Annotated in this window: 30 protein-coding genes; 19 read left to right on the plus strand and 11 right to left on the minus strand. The window is 73.0% G+C overall.

Features of this window, described 5'->3' with window-relative positions; genetic code table 11:
- Window positions 1-5 precede the first annotated feature (5 nt).
- Complete coding sequence (locus ACZ3YL_RS15360; protein WP_188307043.1) at window positions 6-1,409, plus strand: glycosyltransferase 87 family protein; 1,404 nt, start codon at window positions 6-8, stop codon at window positions 1,407-1,409.
- Window positions 1,410-1,585: 176 nt separating this feature from the next.
- Here ACZ3YL_RS15360 and ACZ3YL_RS15365 read toward each other — a convergent pair whose 3' ends face one another.
- Window positions 1,586-2,002 (minus strand): SsgA family sporulation/cell division regulator, encoded by a 417-nt coding sequence (locus ACZ3YL_RS15365; protein ID WP_465657672.1) that lies wholly within the window; start codon window positions 2,000-2,002, stop codon window positions 1,586-1,588.
- Between the two features lie 453 nt (window positions 2,003-2,455).
- Between ACZ3YL_RS15365 and ACZ3YL_RS15370 the strand changes: the two genes are divergently transcribed.
- Together ACZ3YL_RS15370 and ACZ3YL_RS15375 are read left to right on the plus strand one after the other, a co-directional pair.
- Window positions 2,456-3,850 (plus strand): RDD family protein, encoded by a 1,395-nt coding sequence (locus ACZ3YL_RS15370; protein ID WP_465657674.1) that lies wholly within the window; start codon window positions 2,456-2,458, stop codon window positions 3,848-3,850.
- A 74-nt stretch (window positions 3,851-3,924) separates the two neighbouring features.
- Window positions 3,925-4,635 (plus strand): RDD family protein, encoded by a 711-nt coding sequence (locus tag ACZ3YL_RS15375; protein WP_465657675.1) that lies wholly within the window; start codon window positions 3,925-3,927, stop codon window positions 4,633-4,635.
- A gap of 31 nt (window positions 4,636-4,666) precedes the next feature.
- Here the strand turns inward: ACZ3YL_RS15375 and ACZ3YL_RS15380 are convergent, their stop codons facing one another.
- Entirely contained in the window at window positions 4,667-4,915 is a 249-nt protein-coding gene (locus ACZ3YL_RS15380) for a hypothetical protein (protein ID WP_188306163.1), read from the minus strand.
- Between the two features lie 205 nt (window positions 4,916-5,120).
- On the opposite strand from ACZ3YL_RS15380, the gene ACZ3YL_RS15385 reads away from it, so the two are divergent.
- The 4 genes from ACZ3YL_RS15385 (at window position 5,121) to mycP (ending at window position 9,185) form a co-directional block, all read left to right on the plus strand.
- Complete coding sequence (locus ACZ3YL_RS15385; protein WP_465657677.1) at window positions 5,121-5,819, plus strand: endonuclease V; 699 nt, start codon at window positions 5,121-5,123, stop codon at window positions 5,817-5,819.
- A gap of 96 nt (window positions 5,820-5,915) precedes the next feature.
- The gene (locus tag ACZ3YL_RS15390; protein ID WP_188306161.1) at window positions 5,916-6,356 is read left to right on the plus strand and encodes a hypothetical protein; all 441 of its coding nucleotides are present in this window, start codon (window positions 5,916-5,918) and stop codon (window positions 6,354-6,356) included.
- Window positions 6,357-6,385: 29 nt separating this feature from the next.
- Window positions 6,386-7,840 (plus strand): PPE domain-containing protein, encoded by a 1,455-nt coding sequence (locus tag ACZ3YL_RS15395; RefSeq protein WP_465657679.1) that lies wholly within the window; start codon window positions 6,386-6,388, stop codon window positions 7,838-7,840.
- Window positions 7,841-7,925: 85 nt separating this feature from the next.
- Window positions 7,926-9,185, plus strand: coding sequence for a type VII secretion-associated serine protease mycosin (gene mycP, locus ACZ3YL_RS15400; RefSeq protein WP_465657681.1), 1,260 nt, complete (start codon window positions 7,926-7,928; stop codon window positions 9,183-9,185).
- Here mycP and ACZ3YL_RS15405 read toward each other — a convergent pair.
- Both ACZ3YL_RS15405 and ACZ3YL_RS15410 read right to left on the minus strand, forming a co-directional pair.
- Complete coding sequence (locus ACZ3YL_RS15405; protein WP_465657684.1) at window positions 9,164-9,715, minus strand: GNAT family N-acetyltransferase; 552 nt, start codon at window positions 9,713-9,715, stop codon at window positions 9,164-9,166. The genes mycP and ACZ3YL_RS15405 overlap by 22 nt on opposite strands.
- An 82-nt stretch (window positions 9,716-9,797) precedes the next feature.
- Complete coding sequence (locus ACZ3YL_RS15410; RefSeq protein ID WP_465657687.1) at window positions 9,798-10,463, minus strand: NAD(P)-dependent oxidoreductase; 666 nt, start codon at window positions 10,461-10,463, stop codon at window positions 9,798-9,800.
- 193 nt (window positions 10,464-10,656) lie between these two features.
- Between ACZ3YL_RS15410 and ACZ3YL_RS15415 the strand changes: the two genes are divergently transcribed.
- Window positions 10,657-11,040 carry a winged helix-turn-helix transcriptional regulator gene (locus ACZ3YL_RS15415; RefSeq protein WP_188306156.1) on the plus strand — a complete coding sequence of 128 codons (384 nt, stop codon included), beginning with the start codon at window positions 10,657-10,659 and terminating at the stop codon, window positions 11,038-11,040.
- 91 nt (window positions 11,041-11,131) lie between these two features.
- Complete coding sequence (locus ACZ3YL_RS15420; protein ID WP_188306155.1) at window positions 11,132-11,698, plus strand: DinB family protein; 567 nt, start codon at window positions 11,132-11,134, stop codon at window positions 11,696-11,698.
- Between the two features lie 15 nt (window positions 11,699-11,713).
- Here the strand turns inward: ACZ3YL_RS15420 and ACZ3YL_RS15425 are convergent, their stop codons facing one another.
- On the minus strand, window positions 11,714-12,157 hold the full coding sequence (locus tag ACZ3YL_RS15425; RefSeq protein ID WP_465657691.1) for an RNA polymerase sigma factor: 444 nt from the start codon (window positions 12,155-12,157) through the stop codon (window positions 11,714-11,716).
- A 462-nt stretch (window positions 12,158-12,619) separates the two neighbouring features.
- On the minus strand, window positions 12,620-13,306 hold the full coding sequence (locus tag ACZ3YL_RS15430; protein WP_465657693.1) for a hypothetical protein: 687 nt from the start codon (window positions 13,304-13,306) through the stop codon (window positions 12,620-12,622).
- A 333-nt stretch (window positions 13,307-13,639) separates the two neighbouring features.
- Between ACZ3YL_RS15430 and ACZ3YL_RS15435 the strand changes: the two genes are divergently transcribed.
- Window positions 13,640-14,653 carry a hypothetical protein gene (locus ACZ3YL_RS15435; protein WP_188305568.1) on the plus strand — a complete coding sequence of 338 codons (1,014 nt, stop codon included), beginning with the start codon at window positions 13,640-13,642 and terminating at the stop codon, window positions 14,651-14,653.
- 101 nt (window positions 14,654-14,754) lie between these two features.
- On the opposite strand, the gene ACZ3YL_RS15440 is transcribed toward ACZ3YL_RS15435, so the two are convergent.
- Both ACZ3YL_RS15440 and ACZ3YL_RS15445 read right to left on the minus strand, forming a co-directional pair.
- Window positions 14,755-15,348, minus strand: a complete 594-nt coding sequence (locus ACZ3YL_RS15440) for an isochorismatase family protein (protein ID WP_188305569.1) — start codon at window positions 15,346-15,348, stop codon at window positions 14,755-14,757.
- A gap of 302 nt (window positions 15,349-15,650) precedes the next feature.
- Entirely contained in the window at window positions 15,651-16,967 is a 1,317-nt protein-coding gene (locus tag ACZ3YL_RS15445; protein WP_465657698.1) for a nicotinate phosphoribosyltransferase, read from the minus strand.
- 140 nt (window positions 16,968-17,107) lie between these two features.
- On the opposite strand from ACZ3YL_RS15445, the gene clpS reads away from it, so the two are divergent.
- The 7 genes from clpS to ACZ3YL_RS15480 all read left to right on the plus strand — a co-directional run bounded on the left by clpS (window position 17,108) and on the right by ACZ3YL_RS15480 (window position 22,047).
- Window positions 17,108-17,401, plus strand: coding sequence for an ATP-dependent Clp protease adapter ClpS (gene clpS, locus ACZ3YL_RS15450; RefSeq protein WP_188305571.1), 294 nt, complete (start codon window positions 17,108-17,110; stop codon window positions 17,399-17,401).
- An 84-nt stretch (window positions 17,402-17,485) separates the two neighbouring features.
- Window positions 17,486-18,058: a DUF2017 domain-containing protein gene (locus ACZ3YL_RS15455; RefSeq protein ID WP_188305572.1), complete on the plus strand. Its 573-nt coding sequence runs from the start codon at window positions 17,486-17,488 to the stop codon at window positions 18,056-18,058.
- Between the two features lie 289 nt (window positions 18,059-18,347).
- Window positions 18,348-19,790, plus strand: coding sequence for an amino acid permease (locus tag ACZ3YL_RS15460; protein ID WP_188305573.1), 1,443 nt, complete (start codon window positions 18,348-18,350; stop codon window positions 19,788-19,790).
- Window positions 19,791-19,891: 101 nt separating this feature from the next.
- A complete protein-coding gene (locus tag ACZ3YL_RS15465; protein WP_188305574.1) occupies window positions 19,892-20,323 on the plus strand; it encodes a M67 family metallopeptidase in 432 nt (143 codons plus the stop codon).
- A gap of 150 nt (window positions 20,324-20,473) precedes the next feature.
- Window positions 20,474-20,593 carry a putative leader peptide gene (locus tag ACZ3YL_RS15470; RefSeq protein ID WP_317621128.1) on the plus strand — a complete coding sequence of 40 codons (120 nt, stop codon included), beginning with the start codon at window positions 20,474-20,476 and terminating at the stop codon, window positions 20,591-20,593.
- 121 nt (window positions 20,594-20,714) lie between these two features.
- On the plus strand, window positions 20,715-20,993 hold the full coding sequence (locus ACZ3YL_RS15475) for a MoaD/ThiS family protein (protein ID WP_188305575.1): 279 nt from the start codon (window positions 20,715-20,717) through the stop codon (window positions 20,991-20,993).
- Between the two features lie 85 nt (window positions 20,994-21,078).
- Window positions 21,079-22,047 (plus strand): PLP-dependent cysteine synthase family protein, encoded by a 969-nt coding sequence (locus ACZ3YL_RS15480; RefSeq protein WP_188305576.1) that lies wholly within the window; start codon window positions 21,079-21,081, stop codon window positions 22,045-22,047.
- A gap of 65 nt (window positions 22,048-22,112) precedes the next feature.
- On the opposite strand, the gene ACZ3YL_RS15485 is transcribed toward ACZ3YL_RS15480, so the two are convergent.
- Window positions 22,113-22,565 (minus strand): type II toxin-antitoxin system PemK/MazF family toxin, encoded by a 453-nt coding sequence (locus ACZ3YL_RS15485; RefSeq protein WP_188305577.1) that lies wholly within the window; start codon window positions 22,563-22,565, stop codon window positions 22,113-22,115.
- A 188-nt stretch (window positions 22,566-22,753) separates the two neighbouring features.
- Here ACZ3YL_RS15485 and ACZ3YL_RS15490 point away from each other — a divergent pair, with 188 nt between their 5' ends.
- Window positions 22,754-22,942, plus strand: a complete 189-nt coding sequence (locus ACZ3YL_RS15490; RefSeq protein ID WP_188305578.1) for a MerR family transcriptional regulator — start codon at window positions 22,754-22,756, stop codon at window positions 22,940-22,942.
- Window positions 22,943-23,151: 209 nt separating this feature from the next.
- Window positions 23,152-23,898 (plus strand): MBL fold metallo-hydrolase, encoded by a 747-nt coding sequence (locus ACZ3YL_RS15495; protein WP_465657707.1) that lies wholly within the window; start codon window positions 23,152-23,154, stop codon window positions 23,896-23,898.
- Here the strand turns inward: ACZ3YL_RS15495 and ACZ3YL_RS15500 are convergent.
- Window positions 23,847-25,214 carry an LLM class flavin-dependent oxidoreductase gene (locus tag ACZ3YL_RS15500; protein WP_465657710.1) on the minus strand — a complete coding sequence of 456 codons (1,368 nt, stop codon included), beginning with the start codon at window positions 25,212-25,214 and terminating at the stop codon, window positions 23,847-23,849. The two genes, ACZ3YL_RS15495 and ACZ3YL_RS15500, sit on opposite strands and share 52 nt — an antisense overlap.
- Window positions 25,211-26,302 carry an LLM class flavin-dependent oxidoreductase gene (locus ACZ3YL_RS15505; protein ID WP_465657711.1) on the minus strand — a complete coding sequence of 364 codons (1,092 nt, stop codon included), beginning with the start codon at window positions 26,300-26,302 and terminating at the stop codon, window positions 25,211-25,213. Before ACZ3YL_RS15505 ends, ACZ3YL_RS15500 begins: the two co-directional genes overlap by 4 nt.
- Window positions 26,303-26,715: the final 413 nt, after the last annotated feature.

Raw genomic sequence — 26,715 nt, forward strand, 5'->3', positions numbered from 1 at the left:
GGACAGTGACAGCGGTGCAAGACGAGCGCAGCCCGGTGGGGACCGTACCCGCCGCGCCTTCGCCCGCCCCCCTGTCGGACCGGCTGCGGATCGCGCTCGGTGCTCCGGTGCGCGCACTGCGTGAGGCCCCCCGTCGGCCGATGCTGGTCGCCTCGTCCGTGGCACTGCTGTCACTGCTCGTGTACGCAGTGGTCCGCCACTTCGTCCACACCTCGATGGTCGACATGATCGTCTACCGGGCGGAGGGCGCCGCCGTCGCCAACGGCACCGACCTGTACGCGCTGCGCGTCACCGAGTGGAACCTGCCCGCGACCTACCCGCCCTTCGCGGCGATGCTGTTCGTGCCGACCACCTGGTTCCCGATCCCCGTCCTCCGGGTGGCGATCACTCTCGGCAACCTCGGACTGCTCGCCCTGCTGGCCCACCTGTCCTTCAAGCTGGTCGGCTGGCCGCGCCGCGAGCTGCGGCCGATCGGCGTGGTGCTGATCACCGGCCTCGGCGTCTGGCTCGAACCCGTCTTCACCACGCTCCGGTACGGCCAGATCAACCTCGCGCTCGGCTGCCTGATCCTCTGGGACCTCACCCGGTCGGACGGCCACCGCGGCAAGGGCATCGCCATCGGCATCGCCGCCGGCATGAAGCTCACCCCCGGCCTGTTCGCCGTCTACCTGCTGATCACCGGCAGGGTCCGGGCCGCCTTCGTGGCCGGCTTCACCTTCCTCGCCACCTTCCTGATCGGCACGCTCTTCCTGCCCGACGCCACCTGGGGCTTCTGGACCAAGTACCTCTACGACTCCTCCCGGGTCGGCAAGACCGAGATCGTCGACAACCAGTCGCTCCGCGGCGCCTTCGCCCGCCTGCTGCACAGCGCCGACCCCGGCACCCTCGCCACCCTCGGGGCCGGGCTGGCCGCACTGGTCGGCCTCGCCATCGCCGCCTGGGCTGCCCGCAGCGGCCGCTGGCTGCCCCGGGCCGAGGCCTGGGGCGTCTGCGTCACGGCCGTCACGGCCGTGCTGATCTCGCCGATCAGCTGGACCCACCACTGGATCTGGTGCGTACCGGTGCTCGTGCTGCTCGCCACCGAGGCCTCCGTCGAGCACGCCCGCCCAGCGGGCGTCCGCCGGCTGCGCTGGCGGGCCGCCTTCTGGGCCACCCTGCTGGCCTTCCTGTCCTTCGCGATGTGGGCGGCGAAGCCGGTCGGCGCGGCGGTGCTCCACATGTCAGCACTGCGCCAGCTGCCGACCTCGATCTATCCGTGGGTCGGACTCTGCTTCCTGCTCGCCGCCGCCATCCGGATAAGGGCCCGGCGGCGCTCCGCCGGCGCCCCGCTCGTCCGGCTGCCCGGACAGCGCGGCGGCGGCGGCCCCGACGCCGCCCGCGGTCGTCAGCAGGCCCCCGCGGCCCGCTGAGCCGGCGGGGGCGCCGTCGCTCCCGCTCCCCGGGGGCACCTGGCCCCGGGCGCGCTCGCGCTCCCGCGCGGGCCCGTCCTCGGGTGGGTGCCCGTGTTCCCGTCCGTCTTCGTGCCGCTGGTCGGCCCGGTACTGGTGGACGGTCCAGTGCACGCTGCGGCGCACGACCCGCACGCCTACGCGAGCAGCTCGGCGAGCGAGCCGTCCATGTCCAGGGCGGCCAGCTCGCTGCCCGGCGGGACCAGCCGGTGCGCCCGCTCCAGCCAGGCCGCGACCACCGGCAGCGGCGCCTCCAGCAGCGCGTCCCCGGCGGGCGAGCTCAGCGCCATGCACAGCACGCTGCGCCGGCCCGAGCGGGTCGGCCAGATCCGCACGTCGCCCTGGCCGCACGGGCGGAAGGTGCCCTCGACCAGCAGCTCGCGGGCGAACACCCAGGTCACCGGGGAGCCGGTGTCCAGGTGGAAGGTGATGTACACGGCGTACGGGTCGTGGCTGCCGTAGGTCAGCCGGGCCGGGACGGGGACGCTGTGCTCGGGCGAGAGCACCAGGTTGAGCTCCAGCTCGTGCTCCACGACGGTGACGGGGCGGTCCATGATCGTCTTCCTCTCTGCCTTCGGTTCGTGCCCGGTTCCGAGCCCGATGACCTTTGAGAGGGCGGTCCACGCCGGTTCTTACACACGTTTCCGGGATTTCTCCCGGAAGTTTCGTGCGGGGTGGTGAACGGCCGGGGCCACGGCGCGTGACCGCCCGCCGCGCGCCCCGTTCCTTACCCCGGGCGGCCCTCCGTTGTCCGGGGAATCGCCAACTTTCCGTCGGCACTCCGGCGAGGCACTACCCTTTGTGACTGTCCGACGACTGTCCGCCTTCGGTGGTGCCCCCACGTGCGCGCCGAGTGCCCCCGGGGCGTGCGCGGGCGTGCCGTAGCGGCTCGCCGTGAGTCCGACGTTCGATCCGATCCAGCTCGCTTCGACCCGTTCCAACCCTTTCGACCTGTTGGGGCCCGCCCCCCGCCGGCCCTCGTCAGGACCTGACAGGAGAAGACCCCCATGACGGACCGCCCCTTCGCCGTCGACGGCGACCCGGCCGTCGCACCCGGGCCCGGCTACTACCCCGACCCGTCCATCCCCGGCTTCGTCCGGTACTGGGGCGGCTCGGCCTGGGTCCCCGGTACCAGTCGGCCCGCGCCCGCCGAGGGCGAGCTGCTGCAGCCGCCCCGGTTCGTCACCCGGCGGTCCGCCCCCGACGTGGCGGCGGCGCGGACGGTGCCCCCGCCGGTGGTGCCGGTGCCGCCCGCGCGTTCGGAGTCGCCGGTGCCGGTGCCGGTGTCAGCGCCGGTGCCGGTGGCCGCATTCGAGGCGCGGGAGGCGCGGGCGGCGACGGGCTCGGGGGACACCGGGCCGGTCTACCTCGACCAGACCACGGGCGGGGCGTCCTTCGTGGTCGGGCCGAGGGTGGCGGAGGTGATCGGCGGGCCGGTCTTCCGGGCCGTCGAGCCGGTGGGGGAGGAAGTGCCCGGGGCGCCGGGGGCCGCCGAAGCGTCCGGGTGGCAGGTCGATCCGCAGGCGCAGCGGGGACTGACCGAGACGGGTGGGGCACCGCACTGGGTGTCCTGGGGGGTGCTTCCGGGGGCGCTCGAGGACGACGAGGGGCGCGCGGAGGGCGGGCGTGCTGCGATTGCCGTGGAGGTCGCGGCGGAGGCCGTCGCGGAGGCCGCTGTGGCCGTCACACCCGCCGTGGCGGTGGCGGTCCGTGCGGCGCCCGCGCCGGTCCCGGTCGCCGTCGCCGTGGCGCCGGTCGAAGCGGCGGCCGAACCGGACGCCGAGACCGCGCCCGCCCCGGCCCGTACGGTGACCTCGCCGGCGACCTTGCCGGCGCCGGCCACGACCCCCGTCCCCGCGCTGCCCGTGGCGCGGCCGGCCCGGGAGGCCCCCGCCCGCCGACGGGCCACGGCCCCGGTGCCCGCCGGGCTGGGGCGGCGGCTGGCGGCCCGGGCGGTGGACACCGGGGTGCTGCTGGTGGTCGCCGTCGCGGCCGGGATCCCGCTCGGCGGCTCGGTCTCCGACCACCTCCAGCAGAAGGTGGACCAGGCCAGGATGGCCAGTTCCCTCACCCGCCGTCAGGTGCAGGTCTGGCTGGTGGACGACGTGGTGCTGGGCAAGCTCGCCGCCCTGATCGGCATCCTGGTGTTCGTCAGCCTGGTCTACGAGGTGCTGCCGATCGCCCGGACCGGCCAGACCTTCGGCAAGCGGCTGGCCCGGATCCGGGTGGTGGACGCCGCCGGTGCCCGGAGCCGGCTGAGCCTCGGCCGCTCGCTGCTGAGGTGGGCCGTCCGGCAGCTCGGCACGGTGCTGCTGCTCGGCCTGGTCTGGCCGGTGTTCGACCGTCCGGCGCGGCGCGGTTGGCAGGACCGGGCCGCCCGTACCCGGGTGGTCCGCAGCTGAGACGGCCGTCGACCGAAGCCCAAAACAGATAAAATGTCCCAAACCTTGAGAATGTGCGATGTTCTACTCGAGGGATGAGCACCCACGACCCCTCAGGCCCCCAGCCGGAGGGGGGCGGTCAGCCCTCCTCCGACAAGCAGCCCCCGGCCCCGGGTGGCGGCACGCCGGAAGGCGAACCGCCGGGCCCCACCCCGTCCGGCACCCCCACCGAAGGCCCCGGCGCCTACCAGGGAAGCTACGGCGGGCCGACCCCCGGTCAGAACCCCTACGGCCAGCCGCACGACCAGCCCCCGCCCGGCTACGGCACCGGCCCCGGCCCCGGCACGTACGGCACCCCCGGCGGCGGCCCCGTCCCCGGCATGCCGCCGATCGGCACCTGGCCCAAGCGGATCACCGCCCGCCTCCTCGACTACGTCCTCGTGCAGGTCGTCGGCGTCATCATCGTCAGCCCCTTCGTCGACCTCAGCACGCGCCAGGGCACCACCGAAGCCTTCTGGCTCGGCTGCGCCATCTACCTCGTCTACGAGGCCCTGATGCTCAGCCGGGACGGCCAGACCCTCGGCAAGAAGGCGATGAAGATCCGCGTCGCCATGCTCATCGACGGCAACTCGCCCACCCAGGCCGCGGCCTGGACCAGGGCCGCCGTCTTCATCCTCCCCGCCGTCCTGTGCTGCGCCGCCCTGTGGTGGGTCGTCGACGGCCTGTTCGGCGTCTTCGACAAGCCCTACCAGCAGTGCATGCACGACAAGGCGGCGAAGACCGTGGTCGTCACCACCGAGATCTGAACCCGGCGGCGGGACGGCGCCCGGCGGCGGATCAGCGCTGCCGGGCGTACTCGCGCCCGGCGCCGGCCGGGGAGGCCCCGGACCGGTCGGCGGGCCCGGCCGAGCGGGCCGAGACGGACGCCGAGAGCACCGTCACCACGGTGCCGAGCGCCAGCGCGAACCCCACCAGCACCGCGACCTCCAGGACGCCGGCGGCGCCGGAAACGGCCAGCAGTGCCACCGTGGTGGCGACGACGGTGAACGAGCCGAGGCAGAACTGGGCAGCGGACGGACGCGGCATGGCGGGGGTCCTTCGCACGTCGGGGGAAACGGGCGGGAATGGTGTGCCGATTGCCAGAAGTCCTACCCGGCAAGGGAGTTCGGTAAGGCAAGGCTATCCCGCGAGTCCGGGGGCACAGGGGGCGCACGGACTCACCCCGGGGTCGTCCGCACCCCTCGGTACGGTGGAGCCCGACCGACACCAAGCAGACCGGGGGAAACCGACCGTGCCCATCCCCGCCGACTGGCCCACCACCGAGGCCCAGGCGCTCGCCGAACAGGAACGGCTGCGGCCACTCGTCCGCGCCCACGACGACGACACCCCGTACCGGCTGATCGCCGGCGTCGACGTCGCCTACGACGACGACCACGACCTCGTCGTCGCCGCCGCCGTCCTGCTCGACCGGGACACCCTGGACGTCGTCGAAGAGGCCACCGCCGTCGGCCGGATCGCCTTCCCCTACGTCCCCGGCCTCCTCGCCTTCCGCGAACTCCCCGCCGTCCTCGACGCGCTGGCCGCCCTCACCCGCACCCCCGACACCGTCGTCTGCGACGGCTACGGCCTCGCCCACCCGCGCCGCCTCGGCCTCGCCAGCCACCTCGGCGTCCTCACCGGACTGCGCACCCTCGGCGTCGCCAAGACCCCCTTCACCTTCGACCACCACGACCCCGCCTCGGAACGCGGCTCCTGGACCCCGCTCACCGACCCCGCCACCGGCGAGGAGGTCGGCCGCGCCGTACGCACCCGACCCGGCGTCAAACCCGTCTACGTCTCCGCCGGCCACCGCATCGGCCTCGACACCGCCGTCCGCACCACCCTCGACCTCGCCCAGCGCTACCGGCTGCCCGAAACCACCCGGCACGCCGACTCCCTGTGCCGCCGCGCCCTCGCCACGGCCCTGAACACCGGGACGCCTGCGAACTGACCCTGCGCCGGGCGGAATCCGGACCCGATGTGTTAGACATGAGACGACCGGGGCCCGGCCCCGACCGCCAGGAACGGACGCACGGGGGGCGCCGCAATGGGATCAGGGACCGGATCGACCGGGGGAGCCAACCAGGGTTACCGGGTCGAGGTCGAGCAACTGCGCACCTTCGCCGGCCAAGTACGCATCCTGCTCAAGGAGTTCGAGAAGGACGCGAACGGCAGCGCCACCCACGGACGCAGCGGCCTCGGCAAGACCGCCTTCGGCACCTTCGCCGAGGCCACCGAGATCCACGGCCGCTACAGCACCATGCGGGACGCCCTGCGCGACGTGCTCAACCAGCTCCAGCAGGCGATCGACGAGGCCCAGAAGAAGGCCGAACTCACCGCGACCAACTACGAGGAGCACGAACAGCACGTGAGCAGGAAGCTCACGCTGTCCGGCGACGGCTGGTCCGTCGCCCAGCCCTCCGCCACCAGCGAAGTCGCCTACCAGGCGAACCAGGTCCCGGCCAAGCGCGGCAACGCCACCATCTGACCCACCACCCGACCGGAGGTGAACCACCCGTGGTCTACACCGACTTCACCAAGTACAGCCACGCCGATCTCCGCACGATGGCGCAGGCCCTCGACCCCGGCGCGGTGATGGCCGCCGGCGACCCGTGGCGCAAGGCCGCCACCACCCTCAAGGAGATCCGCAAGACCCTCACCAACGCCAGCACCGAGGCCGCCACCTCCTGGGACGGCACCAGCAGCGACTCCTTCCACACCGCGATGCTCACCCTCGCCGGCAACATCAACGAAGCCGCCGCCTACGCCAACGACGCGGCCAACACGCTGCACAACATGTCCGAGGCGATGGCCAAGGCCAAGCGCGACATGCCCGAGGAACCCGGCAACTGGGACCAGATCAAGGACAAGGTCGGCGACTTCTTCAGTACCGAGGACGACCACATCCAGATCACCGACCGGAAGAAGGCCGAGGCGGCCGAGGTCATGCAGACCCTCGCGATGCACTACCGCATCGCGACGCCGGCGCTGAAGGCTCCGTCGGCGCCGGGTACTCCGCCTAAGGGAACGCCGGGGACGTACAGCGACGACACCCGTGATGTCGGATCGCAGAACGACCCAAGTGGGGCGGCGGCTATGGCAGCCGCTGTGATTTCGGGATCCTCATTCGGAGCGGGGGGAGCGCCGGCTAGGCCTGCGTCCGTCGCCGCGTCGCGGCGGTCTGCGTCCTCCACGCCATCAGTGGCCGGCTCTTCGTCTAGGAACGCAGCCGTCCCGACGGACTCTGGGATCAAGGGTGGGACGGCGCAAGCCCCGCCAAAGCCGCCAACGATGACCAGCGGTGGTCGCGATGCGGGTATCTCGGGCGCTCCGGCGCCTCGTCCCGGGGGAAGTGTGCCTAGCCCCGTAACCTCCGGGACCCAGATGTCCGGCCTGAGCGGTACCCCGCTCACGGGCCCTACGAGCGGACCGATCACCGGCGTCGGTGGGCAGACAATTGCCAACCCCGCGGGGCCGACTGCGCAGAGCACCCCGATCAGGCCCGACTTCGGCCAGAGCACGACCGGCTTCGGAGGCAAGGACTTTTCCGTCGGTGCGACGCCGGTGGAGGGTTCGCGCCCGCGTGGGGGCCGAGCTGTCAGCACTGGTGGTGGCGGTGAGGCCTATTCCGGCATCGGCACCGGTGGTCGTGGGGTGTCTGGAGCCGAAAAGGTGGGAGGCTCTCTGGCCCGACCTGGTGGCGCTGTCCGCGACACGGTGCCACCTGGCGCTGGAGCGCGGGGCAGCCAGGCCTTCACCGAAGGCGGATCCGGACTGGGGACTCGGAACCGGCTGAGCGTCGAACCGGCTGGTGCCCGTGGCATCGGGGGTATGGCTCCTGGCATCCCTCTGAGCGAGGCACAGCACCGCAGGAAGGATCGGGGAAAGGGCGGAAAACGGCCGGACTACCTCGTAGAGGACGAGGAGACCTGGGCGTCGGACAAGCCCGCCAATCCGAACGTGGTGGAATGAGGCCGGTCCGTAGACGGACGGGTGATCTGATCGCATCCCGCAGGCCGGTTAACTGCGGGATGCCTCGTGAGTGGGGTGACCGGGTTTGACGAGCCGCCTGTTGGCGCGCAGTACGGCGGTCCTCGCCGCTGGGGCAATGGTCTGGGCCGTTGCCGCACCGGGGGCGTCAGCTGATCAGATCAGGGACCATCAATGGGCTCTGAAGACCTTCGATGCTGAGACGAAGATCTGGCCGGTCAGTGGAGGCGACGGGATTGTCGTCGGCGTGATCGACTCTGGGGTGAATCAAGATCACCAGGATCTGACCGGGCAGGTCCTCGCTGGAGCCGATTACTCCGGTGGAAATACTGATGGTCGCGTGGACACCAAAGGCCATGGCACCGGAATCGCGAGCCTGATTGCGGGGCATGGGCACGGGGGGCAATCCGGGGTCATGGGCCTGGCCCCTCAAGCGAAGATCCTGCCGGTGAAGGTGGGGACGGAAGGTGATGGTTCCGACCCCCGGCAGACTGGGTTCGCGGACGCGATCCGCTTTGCGGTCGACCACGGCGCGACGGTCGTCAACATGTCCCTCGGCGGGAAGTTTCGCCTCGACCCGGACCTTCGAAAGGCTGTCAACTACGCAGTCTCGAAGGATGTCGTACTGGTGGCCGCGGTCGGCAACTTCGGCGAGGACCTGGACGGCATCCGGTACCCAGCAGCCTTTCCCGGGGTTGTGGCAGTAGGAGCCGTGGACTCAAAGGGGGGTGTCTGGGATCGGTCGACGCCAGGTCCCGAGACCACGCTCGTTGCGCCTGGCGTGGACATCTACCTCGCCACGACCAAATCTTCGACGAGTTATGGAGCCGGAGACGGTACTTCCGAAGCCACGGCCTATGTCTCCGCCACTGCTGCGCTCATTCGCTCCAAGTACCCGAACCTGTCCGCCGGTCAGGTGATCAACCGGATGATCAAGACGGCTACCCCTCCCGCCAACGGGACGGTGGTGCCCAACAACCACTACGGCTACGGGACCGTCGCGCCCGCGAAGGCGCTGGAGGCGAACCCGGCCGTGGATGACGGGCCCCGCGAGAATCCGCTGCTGAAGCGGGTGGAATCGCACGGCACGCCGCCGAGCGACGACGACACCGATGCGACGGACCAGCCCACCGCGGCACCGGTCCCCCAGGCCGCCTCCGGTGGCGGGGGTGGTGACGTCACCGGGCTGGTGGTGGCCGCTGTGGCGGCCGGTGCCGTGGTGGTGGGGGCGTCGGCGGCCGCGGTGGTGATGGCGCGGCGGCGGAGGCAGGCGGCGGCTGCGGTGCCGTATCCGCCGCAGCCGCCCTACGGTGGGCCGGGTCGGTGAGTGCTGAGCCAGTCGTCGCGTAGGGCGGCCGTGTGGAGGACGTCCCAGTAGCGGTCGTCCCAGTGGTGGGTTTGGCGCGCGCGGCCTTCGAGGGTGAAGCCGGCCTTGGTGTGGGCGCGGGTGGCGCGTTCGTTGTACTCGAAGACTTCGAGGCGGACGCGGTGGAGTCCGACGGTGGCGAAGGCGTGGCGCAGGACGAGGCGGGTGGTCTCGGCGCCGATGCCGTGGCCGGTGCTGTCGGGGGTGAGGGCGATCCGGTACTCGGCGGAGTGGTTGTCCGGGTCGACGTCGGTGAGGGCGGTGTCGCCGAGGAAGCGGCCGGTGGCGGGGTCTTCGACGGCGAGGTCGAGCCGGTCGGGCTGGTCGGCGCGGGTGGTGCACCACTGGGCGATCCGCTCGCGGGTGAAGGCGGTGCGGGTGCCGGTGAGGCGCCTGGTCCCGGGGTCGGTGCAGAGCTCCCACCGCGGGCCGGTGTGCCGGGCGTCCAGGGGGACGAGGCGGACGGTGGGGCCGTGCAGGGTGGGTTTCACCGCGAGGGCGGAGAGGTCCGTGTGGCCATGGCGCCCAGGATGCCGGGCGGGGACGGTTCGTGCGGGGATTTTCGGCCGGGGCCTATTCGGCGACGGCGATCTGTTCCCGGTGACGGGTGGGGGTGGTGAGTTCGTCGACGATGGCGAGGGCGAGGTCGGCCTGGGCGATCCGGGGGCCGAGGACGTGGGGGCCGCCGACCCGGTAGTGGCCGGTGCCGGGGGCGGTGCGGTCGAGGTCCATCGGCGGGGTGACGACGACCCAGTCGAGGGTGGCGGGGGAGTCGTGGAGCAGGTCGAGGGCGGTGGAGTGGCCGAGCGAGAAGGTGCGGTAGGCGTCGGGGAACTCGGGGTCGTCGTGGACGGCGACGCCGGGGGCGGTCTGCAGGGTGGTGGCGACTCCGACGCTGAGGAGGCGGGGTACGCCGGCCCGGCCGAGACCGGTGACGAGGGCGGTGGTGGCGGCGCGGTAGAACTCGGCGGAGGGGGTGTCGGGGGTGTAGACGGAGCTGATGGCGGTGGGGTGGCCGGGGGCGGTGGCGGCGACGGCGGCCGGGTCGGTGACGTCGCAGCGCACCAGGGTGACGCCGTCGGAGGCGAGGTCGGCGTGCCGCTCGGGGTTGCGGACGGCGGCGGTGACGGTGAGACCGCGTCGGCGGGCCTCGGCCACGACGGCGCGGCCGACCTGCCCGCCGGCGCCGTAGACGATGACGTCCGCGGGGTGCTGCTGTCGGGGTGCGGTGCTGGTCATGGGGGTCTCCCGGTGGGTCGGTGGCGGGCGTTGTCGTCCGCCGGTGCGGTGACGGTAGACCGGGGGGTGCCGGTTACTTCAACGGAACCGGCTTCAACGGAACCGGCTTCGGCGGAACCGCCTGCGGCGGAACTGCCTGCGACGGAACCGCTCTCGTCTCCACACGGCCGGTCGTCCGGGTACCGTCGGGGGCATGACGCAGACCGTGCCGCCGCCACTGCCGGCGGACTTCCTCCCGGCCGACTGCCCGGTGCAGTCGGTGCCGGTGCTGGGCAGCCGGAAGTGGGCGTGGCGGATCATCCGTTGTCTGGAGGGCGGGCCACGCCGGTTCTCGGAGCTGCGGGTGCCGTTGGCGGGGATCACCGCGAAGGTGCTGGCGGAGTCGTTGCGTTCGATGGAGCAGGACGGTGCGGTGGTCCGCACCGAGTATCCGGAGAACCCGCCGCGGGTCGAGTACGCGCTGACGCCGTTGGGGCGGACGCTGCTCGGGCCGATGGACGCGGTGTGCGAGTGGAGCCGCGAGAACCTGGGCAGTCTGCTGGCGGCCCGGCTGGAGTACGAGCGCGACGCGGGCTGACGGTACGGACGGCCCGGCCTGGCAGCATTTCGGCGGTCGCTGGCGTCCTTGCCGCTGGTGGGCGGGCCTGCGGGGCGGCCATGCTGGGCCCATGAGCACTCCTGAGCACCTCGTGAGCCCCGTCGACGCGATCGTCCCCGACACCAAGGACTGGACCTGGGTGCTGGAACGCCCCTGCGCCGACTGCGGGTTGGACACGCCGGGGGTGGTGCCCGCGGATGTCGCCGGGATGATCCGGGCCAATGCGGCGAGCTGGCTGGCGGTGCTGGCGGGCGATGAGGACGGGCTGCGCCGTCGGCCGCGGCCGGAGGTCTGGTCGGATCTGGAGTACGCCTGCCATGTCCGGGACGTCTTCCGGCTGTTCCTGGTCCGGCTGGAGCTGATGCTCGATCAGGACGGTCCGCTGTTCCCGAACTGGGACCAGGACGAGACGGCGGCCGCCGAGCGCTACCGGGAGCAGCCGCCGCGCGTGGTGGCGGGGGAGCTGGCGGAGGCCGGGGAGGCGCTGGCGGCGGCCTTCGAGGCGGTGTCGGGGGAGCGGTGGCGGCGGACCGGGGTTCGCAGTGACGGGGCGCGGTTCACCGTCGAGTCCTTCGCCCGCTACCTGATCCACGACCCGGTGCACCACCTGTTCGATGTGACCGGCGAGCGGGTCTGAGTCCGTCGCCGCGGGTCACCAGCCGGAGGCCTCGCGGAGCATGGTGCGCCGGAGCCGGCCGGCGACGCTGGCGGTGTCGGTGCCGATGACGTCGGCGATCTCGGGGGCGGCGAGGCCGACGACGTAGTGGAGGATCGCCAGGTCGTCGTCGGCGGGGTGGTGGTCGGTTTCGGCGGCGGCCGCCTGCCGGGTGTGTTCGGCGACGGTGCCGCGCAGGATCTGCCAGGAGAGCGCGGTGGGGTTCGGGCTGGTGAGCAACTCGCGCCACTGGACGGCGATTTCGGCGAAGGCCTGTTGGACGGCGATGGCCGCGTCGGCGTGCTCGGTCAGCCACACCCGGGCATAGCTGAGGTACCGGGGGCGGTGGAGTTCGCAGAAGGCCGCGAACTCCAGTGGTACGTCCTCCGGTTCGTCGGCCCTCGGGGTAGGGCTGGCGGCGCTCGTGTGACGGTTGGTCATCTCGTCTTCTCGGCAAGGGAGATGGGTTTCTGACGGTCGATCGTCTGTGCTCACTCTACGGTAGGCCCTCGGTGCGCTGGGTGACCAATCTGATGGAATGCCCGGAACCCGCCGCCGCTCGTCCGGTTCCGACGCCGGTCGGTGCGGTGTGGCGGCGGTACTGCCGGTCGGGGCCGGTCGGGGGAGTGCTGCGCAGTGCTGCGGGGGACGCGGCTGGGAGCGTGTCGCGGCTGGTCAGAGGGTGTGGGACGGCTGTGGTCGCACGGCAGTTGAGGTGCCACCGTAGGGCCTGCCGGGGCCGGCGTCCACGCCCAGGGCGCGAAGTCGCGTCCGCACTACCGCCTGTGCAACCGCACTCACCGCGGGGGTTGCGACGGGGCGGGTGGGGGCGGGTGCGTCGAACGCGCCCCGGCGGCTCGTTGGCGACCGGGGCGCGGGGCGGGGCGGCGCGGTGCCGCCCGGTCAGGAGTTCGGGAGCGCCTCCGTCGGGGAGATCCGGTCGTCGGCGGTGTTGCCGCGTTCGACCTGGGCGGGGAAGGCCTCGACGGCTCGCCGCCGGGCGCGTTGGGCGGCCGCGGCGGCCGCGGCCGCAGCCGCGGTGGCGGCTCCCGCGGCGGCTTCCTCGCGCTCGCACCGGCGGGTGCCGGGCGCCCCGGGGGTGTGGGTGCCCGTGGTGTGCGCACCTGCCGTATGCGTACCGGCCGCATGGCCGCCGGGGGCGTGGGAGCCGGTCGCATGCCCCCCCATGGTGTGCCCGCTGCCCGGGTGCGCCCCTGCGGTGTGCGTCGCGCCGGAGTGCGCCCCCGCCGCGCGCCGGCGGCGGCCGAGCTCGACCCGCTCGGCGTGTTCCTCGGCCGCCTGTCTAGCGGCCAGGTAGGCCTGCACGGCCGCCATGCCGTAGACCGGCTGGATGAGCTGGTGTCCCTTGAAGAAGGGTCTGGCCGGGGCGAACCCGGCGGCGACCACGAGGTCGCGGATCTCTGCTATCTCGGCCTCGCTCCGGGCGGTGAAGCGGACCTCCCAGCCCTTCTTGTACGTATGGCCCTTTTCACCGCTGCGGCGGGCCGGGTCCGGGCGGCGGACGTATCCGGGCAGACGGCCGAGGCGGAGCTGGGCCGCGCGGAGGCCGGCGGTCTCGTCACGTGACATGACGTAAGCCTAGGCAATCCGAGAGGTGCGATTGACGCCCGGAGGGTCCCTCGCCGTATGCCCTTGGTCACGCTGGGTCAGACGGCCAGGTCGGCGATCGTTTTCGATCAGATCCGATAGCCATATGAACGTCATTTACGCCAAATGAGTGAGGGTATGAGGACTTTAGTGCAGGCTGATCCCGGTTTCGCGACGGTTGCGTAACAGTGCGTCAGGCGGGCGCACATGGGTCGCGGGGGTTGGGGATGGTGGGCGCATGAGCGAACGAAGTGAGCGGGTCATCGAGGGCCGCGCATGGGCGAACGCCCCTGCCGGGAGCGGTGGGGTGGGCGCATGAGTTACCGGATCCCCACGCCGCCGCCGTCCCTGGAGGAACTGGCGAAGCGTCAGCAGAACGTCGTCACCGCCAGTCAGCTGCGCGCCCGGGGTGTGCCGGCCCGGGTCATTTCCGGACACTGCCGCCGGGGCGGACCCTGGCAGCGGCTGCTGCCCCGGGTCTACCTGCTGCAGTCCGGCGAGCCCACCCCGGAGCAGCGGATGTGGGCCGCGCTGCTGTACGCGGCGCAGAACGGCCGGGAGGAGGGCCGCCGCGAGGGTGCGGTGATCACCGGTACGGCCGCGCTGGCGCTGTACGGCTTCGCCGTCGTGCCCCGGCTGCCCGCGGTGACCGGGGTGGACGTCCTGGTGCCCCGGCAGCGCCGGCTCAAGGACGCCGGGGAGGTGCGGATCCGGCGCACCGAACGGGAGTTGGTGGCCCGCTCGGTGCACGGCCTGGCCTGCGCGCCGGTCGCCCGGGCGGTCGCCGACGCGCTGGCCGAGTGGACGGTGGACGGGGCTCCGGCGGGCGCCCCGGTGCCGGTGCGCGAGCTGCTGCGGGAGGCCGTGTCCCGCCCGGATAGCCGGTGCACGGTACGGGAGTTGGCCACCGAGCTGGTCGAGTCGGGGCTGACCGGGGAGCCCCGGGTGCGCGCCGCGCTGGACGAACTCCTGGCCGCCGAGCGGGACTTCGTGCTGGAGCGGGTCGACCGGCTGGTGGACGAGTGGCTACTGCCCGCCCCGCTGGCCATCCCGGAGCTGCGGATGCGCGGCGGCACCTACATCGGCGTCCCGGACCTCTACTGGCCGGAGCGGGGCGTCGCGGTGGAGGTGGACTCGGACCTGCGCTGCGTCAGTGAGGGCGAGGCCGCCTGGGTACGGGGCGGCCAGCACCGGATGGAGTACCTGGGCATCCGGGTGGTGTACGTCTCCGGAGCCCGGCTGGCCGCCGACCCGGACGCGGTCGGCGGTGAGCTGCGCGAGGCCTACCGGGCCGGCGGGACGGACGTGGTGGAGCTGCTGGTGGTCTGAGTCCCGCCCGGCAGCACGCCTCGCGGCACGCCCGCAGCACACCTCGCGACCTGCCCGGCGGCTCGCCCGGCAGCCCGACCGGCGGGGCCCGGGCCGCGGGTTCAGGCGGGACGGACCACCGGCGCGCCGACCAGCTCGACCCCGGCCGCCCGCAGTTCCTCCAGCGCGGCGGCGGTGGTCTCCGCCGAGACCCCGGCGGTGAGGTCCAGCAGTACCCGGGTGGCGAAGCCGGCCCGGGCGGCGTCCAGGGCGGTGGCCCGGACGCAGTGGTCGGTGGCGATGCCGACCACGTCGACCTCGTCGACCTTGCGCTCGCGCAGCCACTCCACCGGGCCGCGGTCGTTCTCGTCCAGCCCCTCGAAGCCGCTGTAGGCCGCCGAGTAGGCGCCCTTGTCGAAGACCGCCTCGACCGCCCCGGAGATGACCGCGGGCGCGAAGTTGGGGTGGAAGCCCACCCCTTCCGTCCCGGCCACGCAGTGCACCGGCCAGCTGTCGACGTAGTCCGGTTCGGTGGAGAAGTGCGCGCCCGGGTCGATGTGGTGGTCGCGGGTGGCGAGGATGTGCCGGTAGCCGGGGGAGGACTCGGCGATCAGGTCGGTGATGGCGGCGGCCACCTCGGCGCCACCGGCGACGGCCAGGCTGCCGCCCTCGCAGAAGTCGTTCTGCACGTCGACGACGATCAGTGCCCGGTGCATGGCTCGCATCCTCGGATGTGGGGGCGGTGCGCCCCGGCGGCGGGGCCCTCGCGAACTCTGGGGGGCTCGGGAGGAACTCCAGGGGAACTCTACGGCTGACTCTAGGGAGTGGCGCGCGGGGGCGGAAGGCTTGGGGTCCGTCTTCGGACTCCCGCCGGCGGGTGGGAGCGAGGGGGAGTCCGGGGACGGGCCCCGCGAACCGCTGCCGGTCCGCGCGAACCGCCGCCGGTCCGCGCGGACGCCCGTCGGGGTGGACCGGGTGGACCGGGTGGGCCGGGCGGACCGGCCGGACCCGGAGCGGATCAGTCGATCAGCTCGGTGGGGATGACCGGATCCCCCTTGGAGAGCTGGGTGGCCGACAGCGGCAGCGCGGCCCGGGCCCGGACGTGCCGGTCGCGGGCGGCGGTCAGCGGCTCGCGGCCGATGGTCTCGCCGGCCAGCACCAGCGGCACCTGCACCAGGTGCGGCCGCAGCTCCTCGGGGACCGGCCCGGTGCCGACCACCTCGGCCTCGGCCACCCCCTCGGCGTCGGGCCGGCGGGCGGCCCACTTGCGGCCGCCGATGCTGGTCTTGCCGCCGGCCGCGCGCTTGGCCACCGGCACCAGCGGGCCGTCCGGGGTCTCGGCGCGGGCGACCAGCTTGTAGACCATTGCGCAGGTCGGGTGGCCGCTGCCGGTGACCAGGCTGGTGCCGACGCCGTAGCCGTCCACCGGGGCGGCGGCGAGGGCGGCGATCGCGTACTCGTCGAGGTCGGAGGTGACGATGATCCTGGTCTGCTCGGCGCCGAGCTCGTCCAGCTGACGGCGGACCCGGTGGGCGGCCAGGATGAGGTCGCCGGAGTCGATCCGGACCGCGCCCAGTTCGGGCCCGGCGACCTCGACGGCGGTGCGGACGGCCTCGCGCAGGTCGAAGGTGTCGATCAGCAGGGTGGTGCCCTTGCCCATCGACTCGACCTGGGCCCGGAAGGCGTCCCGCTCGCTGTCGTGGACCAGGGTGAAGGCGTGCGCGGAGGTGCCGGTGGTCGGGATGCCGTGGAGGTAGCCGGCCTCCAGATCGGAGGTGGCGGCGAAGCCGGCCACGTAGGCGGCCCGGGCGGCGGCGACGGCGGCCTGTTCGTGGGCCCGGCGGGCGCCCAGCTCGATCACGGGCCGGCCGCCGGCCGCTGCGGTCATCCGGGAGGCGGCGGCCGCGATGGCGGAGTCGAAGTTGAGGATCGAGAGGATCACCGTCTCCAGGATCACCGTCTCGGCGAAGCTGCCCTCGACGGTGAGCACCGGCGAGCCGGGGAAGTAGACCTCGCCCTCGGGGTAGCCGTGGATGTCGCCGCGGAAGCGGTAGTCGGCGAGGAAGCGCAGGGTGTCGTCGTCGATCACGCCCTGGTCGGACAGCCAGTCCAGCTGGGCGGTGTCGAAGCGGAAGTTCTCGACGGCATCCAGCACCCGGCCGGTGCCGGCCATGACGCCGTAGCGGCGGCCGCCGGGCAGGCGTCGGGTGAACACCTCGAAGACGGAGCGGCGGTGCGCGGCCCCGCTGCGCAGGGCGGCCTGCAGCATGGTGAGCTCGTAGCGGTCGGTGAGGAGCGCGGTCGAACCGGCCGCGCGCACTGAAGTGGCGTCCATGCGGATGATGCTACTACCACTTAGCGTCAGAGTGACGATTTCTCGCGACGCGACCTGGGTCGGAATCGCCCGGGTGTCCCCCGGATGGCAGCATGGGGCGTGAGGAGCAACGGACGAGTGTGCAGTGAGGAGGCCCGGCGGTGAGTGTCGCGCCCGTGGAGATCGAGCGCCCGGAGGTCGAAGGACAGCCGGTGACGGAACCGGACACGCCCTGGGTGACCATCGTGCACAACGATCCGGTCAACCTGATGAGCTACGTCCAGTACGTCTTCCAGGCCTACTTCGGCTTCCCGAAGGACAAGGCCCGGAAGCTGATGATGGACGTGCACACCAAGGGCCGGGCGGTGGTCTCCAGCGGCTCCCGCGAGGAGATGGAGCGGGACGTCCAGGCGATGCACGGCTACGGCCTGTGGGCGACGCTGCAGCACGACTGACCGCCCACCCGGCGCACAGCTGACTGACCGCCCGCCGGCCCGGCGGCGCGGCCGAAGACGACGAAGACGGGCTGACCGATACAGATGGCTGGGTTGTTCGAGAGCACCGGCGATGGCGGCGCGGCGATCGCGCTGGACGAGGTGGAGGCCTCCATCCTGCGCTCGCTGGAAGTGCAGATGCTGGAGCTGATCGGCCCCGGCCCGGGCGGGCCCGACGACGATCCGCTGGCGGCGCTGTTCGCCGAGGGGCCGAGCGAGGCGCCCGCCGACCCGGCGCTGGCCCGGCTCTTCCCGGACGCCTACGGCGGCCCGGGCGCGCCGGAGGACGACGAGACGCGGGTCGCCGCCGCCGAGTTCCGCCGCTACACCGAGCTGGACCTGCGGGCCCGCAAGCGGGACGACGCGCTCCAGGTGGTCCGGATGCTGGACGGCCTCGGCGGTGGCGGGATGCTCAAGCTGGCTGCCCCGGACTGCCTGCGCTGGCTGGGCGCGCTCAACGACCTGCGGCTGACCCTCGGGGCGCGGCTGGAGATCACCGATGAGGACGAGCAGGGCCTCTACGGGCTGCCGGACGGCGACGAGCGCAAGCCGCTGGTGATGGCCTACCTGTGGCTGGGGGCGCTCCAGGAGTCGCTGCTGGAGGCGATCACCGACTGACCGCGGGGCGGTTCCCGCCGCTCCGGCCGGCGTGCTCCGCCCGGCGTGCTCCGCCCGGTGTGTCCGCCTGGCGTGCTCCGGCAAGTGCGCTCCGCCCGGCGATCCTGCCCGCTTTCGGGCAAGCCCCGGCCGTTCCGTCCAGCATGTGGACAATCGGCCGGGGCATTTTTTCATAAATCGGGCAAAACCTAGCAGGGCATGCTCAAATATCGCTCAGATGAACACCGGTGTCCGGATCGGGCGTGGTACGACTTCTCCCCACAAACGAGACCCACCCAGGACGGTGACCATGGCCGAGCAGATCTACGACCAGGTGGTCGACGAAAAACCGGACGAGGAGGGCTACGAACGGGGGCTGGGCAGCCGCCAGATCCAGATGATCGCGATCGGCGGCGCCATCGGCACCGGCCTCTTCCTCGGCGCCGGCACCGCGATCTCCAAGTCCGGACCGAGTCTGATCCTCTCCTACGCGGTGGCGGGCCTGGTCATCTTCGTGATCATGCGCGCCCTCGGCGAGCTGCTCACCTACCGCCCGGTCTCCGGCAGCTTCGCCGAGTACGCCCGGGAGTTCCTCGGCCCCTTCGCCGGCTACGTCACCGGCTGGACGTACTGGCTGTTCTGGGTCGTCACCGGCATGGCGGAGACCACCGCCGCCGCCGTGTACGTCAAGTTCTGGGCGCCCGGCATCCCGCAGTGGGCCAGCGCGTTGACCTTCCTGGTCATCCTCTACGCGGCCAACCTGATCTCGGTGAAGCTGTTCGGCGAGATCGAGTTCTGGTTCTCCATGGTCAAGGTCACCGCCATCATCGGCATGATCCTGATCGGCATCGGCGTGCTCACCCTCGGCTTCAGCAAGGCCGGTGACACCGCGTCGATCACCAACCTGTGGCAGGACGGCGGCTTCTTCCCCAAGGGCATCGGCGCCACCGTGATGACCCTGCAGATCGTCATGTTCGCCTACCTGGGCGTCGAACTCGTCGGCGTCACCGCGGGCGAGAGCGAGAACCCCGAGAAGACCCTGCCGCGCGCCATCAACACCCTGCCCTGGCGCATCGCGCTGTTCTACATCGGCGCCCTGGTCATCATCCTGTCGCTGGTGCCGTGGCAGGAGTTCCAGCCCGGCGTCAGCCCGTTCGTCGCCGCCTTCGGCAAGATCGGCATCCCGGCCGCGGCCGGCATCATCAACTTCGTGGTGCTCACCGCCGCCCTCTCCTCCTGCAACTCCGGGATGTACTCCACCGGGCGCATGCTGCGCGACCTCGCCCTGCGCGGCCAGGCCCCCGGACAGCTCACCAAGCTCAACAGCCGTCGCACCCCGGCCGTCGCGATCACCCTCTCCTGCGTGCTGATGGGCGCCGGCGTGGTGCTCAACTACCTCGTCCCGGCACGGGCGTTCGAGTACATCACCTCGGTCGCCACGGTCTGCGGGCTGTGGACCTGGGCGATGATCCTCATCGCCCAGATCCGCTACCGCAAGGCCTGGCGGGCCGGCCACCTGCCGCCGCCCACCTTCAAGGCCCCCGGCGGCGCCTGGGTCAACTGGGCGGCCCTCGCCTTCCTGGCCATGGTCGTGGTGCTGATCGCCCTGGACAAGGACAACCGGATCTCGCTGTACGTCTTCCCGGTCTGGGCACTGGTGCTGGTGATCGGCTACCAGGTGCTCCGCCGCCGCAACCCGCAGTCCGTCCACGGCCCCTCCCACGACCACCTGCACGCGGGCAGCGGCAGCTGACCCCGGGCCCGCCCCCACCCCGCGACCGGGTGGCGGACACCCGGTGACCGGGCCTCGGACGCCCCGGCGGACGCGCGCCGGGGCGTGGCATCCTGACCAGCATGCTGACCATCACCCGAGAACTCCGCGACCGGATCGTGGCCCACGCCCGCGCCGACCACCCGGACGAGGCCTGCGGCGTGGTCGCCGGACCGGCCGGCAGCGGCCGGCCCGAGCGGTTCATCCCGATGCTCAACGCGGCCCGCTCGCCCACCTTCTACGAGTTCGACTCGGGCGACCTGCTCAAGCTCTACCGCGAGATGGACGACCTGGACGAGGAGCCGGTCATCGTCTACCACTCGCACACCGCCACCGAGGCCTACCCCTCGCGCACCGACGTGAGCTACGCCTCCGAGCCGTTCGCCCACTACGTCCTGGTCTCCACCGCCGAGGGCAACGGCGAGGACGACCCCTACCAGTTCCGGTCGTTCCGCATCGTGGACGGAGAGATCACAGAGGAAGACGTCCAGGTCGTCGAGGCCCACCCGGCCTGACCGGCACCCACCTGGACGCGGCCCGCCGACCCTCCCCGAGCGGTCGGCGGGCCCGTGCCGTCCCGGCGGAATCCCATCAGTCGAAACGACAACATCCGGATCACGAGACGGGCATGTCGAAGCGGGCCCGGGAATCTATACGATGAGCCCATGCGTTCCGTCGATGTGAGCAACCAGGCCCCGGGCACCCGCCTCGTGGCGCGCCTGCACATCGACCTGTGCCGGCACGCCGGTGCGATCTGTCCCGGCACGCCCGCGCGCTCGCGCTGAGAGCCGCCCCGCCCCAACCGGGCCCCGCCACCTCCCCGGCGGCGCCGAGGCCCGGGCACCCTCCGCCCCGCCGCGCCCGCTGCGGCCCACCCACCTCCACGACTCGCACAGGAGCGCACCCATGGCCATCGAGGTCCGCATCCCGACCATCCTCCGCACCTACACCGACGGCGCCAAGGCCGTTGAGGGCAACGGCAGCAACCTCGGGGAGCTCTTCACCGACCTCGACGCCCGCCACCCCGGCATCGCCGCCCGCCTGCTCGACGGCGGCGAGCTGCGCCGCTTCGTCAACGTCTACCTGAACGACGAGGACGTCCGGTTCCTGGACGGCATCTCCACCGCCCTCGCCGACGGCGACAGCGTCACCATCCTGCCCGCCGTGGCCGGCGGCGCCCGCTAGGCCCAAGGCCCCCGGCTCCCCCGCCCCACCGCCCCGCGGGGGAGCCGACCCTCTTCACCCTCACCGCCGTGGCCGGAGGCCTCCCTTGCGATACGACAGTCCGCTCGAAGCCGTCGGCAACACCCCGCTGGTCCGCCTGCCGCGGCTGTCCGCCGCCGTCCCCGGCAACGACGGCGGCCTGGTGAGCCTCTGGGCCAAGCTGGAGGACCGCAACCCGACCGGCTCCATCAAGGACCGCCCGGCGCTGCACATGATCGAGCGCGCCGAGGCCGACGGCCGGCTCACCCCCGGCTGCACCATCCTGGAGCCCACCAGCGGCAACACCGGCATCTCGCTCGCCATGGCCGCCAAGCTCAAGGGCTACCGGATGGTCTGCGTGATGCCCGAGAACACCAGCGAGGAACGGCGCGAACTGCTCCGGATGTGGGGCGCCGAGATCATCCCCTCCCCGGCGGCCGGCGGCTCCAACACCGCCGTCCGGATGGCCAAGGAGATCGCCGCCGAGCACCCGGACTGGGTCATGCTCTACCAGTACGGCAACCCCGACAACGCGGGCGCCCACTACGCCACCACCGGCCCCGAGATCCTCGCCGACCTCCCGACCGTCACCCACTTCGTGGCCGGCCTCGGCACCACCGGCACCCTGATGGGCGTCGGCCGCTACCTGCGCGAGAAGGTGCCCGGCGTGCGGATCGTCGCCGCCGAACCGCGCTACGACGACCTGGTGTACGGGCTGCGCAACCTCGACGAGGGCTTCGTGCCGGAGCTGTACGACGCCGCGGTGCTCACCACCCGCTTCTCCGTCGGCTCCGCGGACGCCGTCCGCCGCACCCGTGAACTCCTCCAGCAGGAGGGCATCTTCGCGGGCGTGTCCACCGGCGCCATCCTGCACGCCGCGATCGGCGTCGGCCGCAAGGCGGCGGCCGCCGGGGAGCGTGCGGACATCGTCTTCGTGGTCGCGGACGGCGGCTGGAAGTACCTCTCCACCGGCATCTACACCGCCGAGTCCACCGAGGCCGCGGTCGAGGCCCTGCAGGGCCAGCTCTGGGCCTAGCCCTGCCCCTGGGCCCAGCTCTGCCCCAGGCCCAGCTCTGCCTCCGGGCCTGGCTGTCTCCGGGCCTAGCTTTGCAGGGCCCGCTGGGCCCGGGCCCAGACCTGCCGGTCGACGGCGCCGGCCCGGCGGCGGAAGGCCGACAGCGGCACCTCGCGCAGTTCGTCGGTCTCCAGCCAGCTGGTCCGGCCCTGCCGGTCGCCCACCGAACCGGGCGGCAGCGGCAGCACGCCCGGGCGCTCGGCGTGGTGCTTGCTGGTGATCTTCGCGACGGTGGCCGTCCGGCCGTGCACCCGCAGCACCAGGCAGGGGCGGTCCTTGGAGCCCGGGCCGTCCTCGAACGGCACCTCGGCCCACCAGATCTCCTGCGGCTCCGGGCCGGCCTTGGTGCTCGGGCGCGGCCGCGGGCCGGTGGGGCCGGTCGGCCGCGACGCCGGGCGGGTGCGCCTGACCAGCGCCGCCGCGACGGCTGCCAGCACGGCGACGCCCGCCAGCAGGAGAACGATCCAGATGCCAGTCATGCGGCGACCGTACCGGCCCGGTGGTGAACGCCTCCACCGTGGGCGGCTGTGACAGTTGAGCATTTGTCCGTAGGTTGCTCCCGGTTCGTCACGGATCCGCCACGACGCCCGTTCCGTCGGCTACGCCCCGGTGCCGTCCGGAAAGGCTGCCTCACGAACGTCCGCCCCCGCCCCCCGGAGGTGCTTTCGTGAGCGGGAACGAACTCTGGTCGTACGCCGAGATCGCCCGGCACATCAATGTCCGGCCCGAGACCGTCCGCAACTACCGGCGGCACGGGCTGCTGCCGGAGCCGGACGTGATCGACGGCAGCGGACACCCCCGCTGGTATCCCGGGACCATCCGGACCTGGGCCCGCAACCGCCCCCGGCACCGCTGATCCCACGCCGCCGCCCCCGCCCCGGCGGTCTGGGTGATTCCAGCCACAGCCCGGCACGGGGACGGGGGCAAAGCGCCGGTTCGCCCTTACCCTCAACACACCAATGCAGTGCCACCGGCCGGTCCACCGGCCCGGCCTGCGGTTTTCCATGCTGTTTTCGATGCCGTTTTCCAACAGCAGCCAGGACGTGTCGGGGCGGAGGGGCTCGGATGAAACTGACCGTGGTGGGGTGCTCGGGGAGCTTCCCGTCCGCCGACTCGCCGTGCTCCAGCTACCTGGTCGAGGCCGACGGCTACCGCGTGGTGCTGGACCTCGGCAACGGCGCCCTCGGCGCGCTGCAGAAGTACACCAGCCTGTACGAGGTCGACGCCGTCCTGCTCAGCCATCTGCACGCGGACCACTGCGTCGACCTGTGCGCCTACTGGGTCGCCCGCAACTACCGCGCCGAGGGCTGTCCCGAGCTGCTGCCGGTGTACGGCCCGGCCGGCACCGCCGAGCGGCTGGCCCGCGCGTACGACATGCCGGAGAACCCCGGAATGAAGGAGGTGTTCGAGTTCCGCACGCTCACCCCGGGCAGCTTCCGGCTCGGACCGTTCCGGGTCACCGTCGCACAGGTCAACCACCCGGTCGACGCCTTCGCCTTCCGGCTGGACCACGAAGGCCGCTCGCTGGTCTACTCCGGCGACACCGGCGAGAGCCCCGAACTGGTGGAACTCGCCCGCGACACCGACCTGTTCCTCTGCGAGGCCGCGTACCTGGACGGCCGCGACACCTACCAGGCGGTGCACCTCAACGGGCGGGAGGCCGGCGAGCACGCGGCCGCCGCCGGGGCCCGCCGACTCGTCCTCACCCACATCCCGCCGTGGACCGACGCCGAGCACAACCGCCGTGACGCTGCTGCCGTCTACCCCGGCCCGGTCGAGCTGGCCCGGGCCGGCGCGGTGTACGAGGTCTGAGCCACCGCCCCGACGTCGTCCGTCCTGGCCTGGCGCCGTTCGGGCACCGGGAGGCCGAGGTGGTCGCGCAGGGTCGGGCCGGTGTAGTCGGTGCGGAAGACGCCGCGTTCCTGGAGCAGGGGGACGACCCGGTCGACGAACTCGTCCAGGCCGCCCGGGGTGAGGTGGGGGACGAGGACGAAGCCGTCGGCCGCGTCGTTCTGCACGAAGTGGTCGATCTGCCCGGCGACGGTGGCGGGGGAGCCGATGAAGGACTGCCGGCCGGTCACCTCGATGACCAGTTCGCGGCTGGTCAGGTTCTTCTCGGCGGCCACCGCACGCCACCGTTCGGCGACGGCCAGGGGGTCGCCGAACCGGACCCGGCCCTGGACCAGCGCGCCGTCCGGGTCGGGGTCGACGGCGGGCAGCGGCCCGTCCGGGTCGTGGCCGGACAGGTCGACGCCCCAGACCTGCTCCAGGAAGTGGAGCGCGGTCTGCGGTCCGACCTGGGCCCGGCGGACCTCGGCGGCGCGCTCCTGGGCGTCGGCGTCGGTGTCGCCGAGGACGAAGGTGGCGGCCGGCATGATCTTCAGCTCGTCCGGCTTACGGCCGTAGGCGGCCAGTCGGCGTTTGACGTCGGTGTGGAAGGCCTGGCCGTCGGCGAGCGTGGAGTGCCGGCTGAAGATGACGTCGGCGGCGGCCGCGGCGAACTCCCGGCCCTCGTCGGAGTCGCCGGCCTGGATGACCACCGGGTGGCCCTGCGGCGGGCGGGGCAGGGAGAGCCGCCCCCGGACCGCGAACTGTGGGCCGGTGTGCTCCACCGTGGCGCCCCCGGCGTCCCAGAACTTCCTTGCCAGTTCGACGAATTCGGCGGCCCGGGTGTAGCGGTCGGCGTGCGCCAGATAGCCGCCGCGGCGGAAGTTCTCCCCGGTGAAGGCGTCCGAGGAGGTGACCACGTTCCAGGCCGCCCGGCCGCCGGAGAGGTGGTCCAGGGAGGCGAAGCGGCGGGCGAGTTCGTACGGCTCGTTGAAGGTGGCGTTCACCGTGGCGGCCAGGCCGATCCGTTCGGTGACGGCGGCCAGGGCGCTCAGCACGGTGATCGACTCGGGGCGGCCGACCACGTCCAGGTCGTGGACGCGGCCCTTGGTCTCGCGCAGCCGCAGGCCCTCGGCGAGGAAGAAGAAGTCGAACTTCCCGCGCTCCGCGGTCTGTGCGAGGTGGCGGAAGGACGCGAACTCGATGTGGCTGCCGGAGGCCGGGTCGCTCCACACCGTGGTGTTGTTGACGCCGGGGAAGTGGGCGGCGAGGTGGACCTGCTTGAGCGGACGGTCCGTCATCGGGTCACCTCGGCCAGGGCGGCGGAGAGGGTGGGGGCGGGGGAGCCGGTGCCGGTGGGGGCGGCGGGCACGGTGGCGTAGCGGCCGGCCGGGCGGGCCAGGCCGAGGTGGTCGCGCAGGGTGCGGCCGGGGTAGCCGGTGCGCAGCAGTCCGGTGCTGCGCAGGGCCGGGGCGATCCGCGCGGCGAGGGCGGCCAGGTCGCGCTCGGGGTCGGCGGGGACGAGGTGGAAGCCGTCCACGCCGGTGCCGGTGGCGGCGAGTTCGGCGAGCAGCCGCTGCTCGGCGGCCCGGTCGGGCAGGGCGGTGGCGAGCCGGGCCAGGATGCGCAGGTGTTCGCCGGAGCGCAGCCGCAGTTCGGTGGCGGCGGTCAGCCGGGTGGCCCGGTCGGGGGCGTCCAGCAGGACGACGTCGGCGTACCGGATCGCGGTGGCGACCCGGGCGCGCCCGCCGGGGGAGGCGTCCCGGGCCAGGTCGGCGGCGGCCACCGGCACCGCGACCACCGGGCGGCCCTGCGGCGGGCGCGGGGTGATGGACGGGCCGCGGACCGAGAAGTGCCGGCCCGCGAAGTCGATGTAGTGCAGCTTGTCGCGGTCGATGAACCGGCCGGTGGCGGTGTCCCGGATCTCCGCGTCGTCCTCCCAGCTGTCCCAGAGCCGGGCGGCCACCTCGGCGGCCTCGGCGGCCTCGGCCCACAGTTCGTCCTCGGGGGCGACCGGGCGGCGGCCGAACGCCCGGGCCTCGGCCTCGGTCCCGGAGACGCCGACCAGCCAGCCGGCCCGGCCCTCGCTCACCCAGTCCAGGGTGTTGAGCGAGATCGAGGTGTGGAACGGCTCGGTGTGGGTGGTGGTGACGGTGGGCACCAGCCCGATCCGCTCGGTCAGCGGGGCGATCCGGGCCAGGGTGGCGAGCGCGTCGGGGCGGCGCGGCTCGGCGGCGAAGGAGTCGTCGAGGGTGACGAAGTCCAGGCCGGCCCGCTCGGCGAGGCGGGCGAGGCCGGCGTAGTGGGCGGCGTCGAGGCGGCCGGGGCCGGCGGTGTCGGCGTCGGCGGCGGTGTCGATGGCGGCGGAGAGGTGCAACGGGCGGGGCATGGCGAGCCTGGCTTTCCTCGTGCGGACGTGCGCGGACGCGGCTCCGTACGGATGCGGGTACGGGGGTGCGGTCGCGCGCGGGTGCGCGGTGACGGCCCGTGGGCAGGCGGAGGCCCGCGACGGGCGGGGGAGGACGGCCGGCGCCGGGCGGGGACTCAGCCGGGCGGCGGCGGGGGGAGGGGTCGGCTCAGCCGCGACACGCCGCGGACCACACGCGACCGAAGTCGATGTGGCTGCGGGTCACCAGCGGGCACGAGGGGTACACGACTTCAGTTGACCAGGGCTTCCGGCGGTTCGTCAACCGCCTTCGTCGTCCGCCGTCGTCCGCCGTCGTCGTCCGCCGGACATGCCGAAGGCCCCGCCCGGCCGCCGGGTGAGCGGCGGTGGGCGGGGCCTTCGGGGCGGACGGGACC

Source organism: Kitasatospora sp. NPDC023176 (assembly GCF_055560495.1).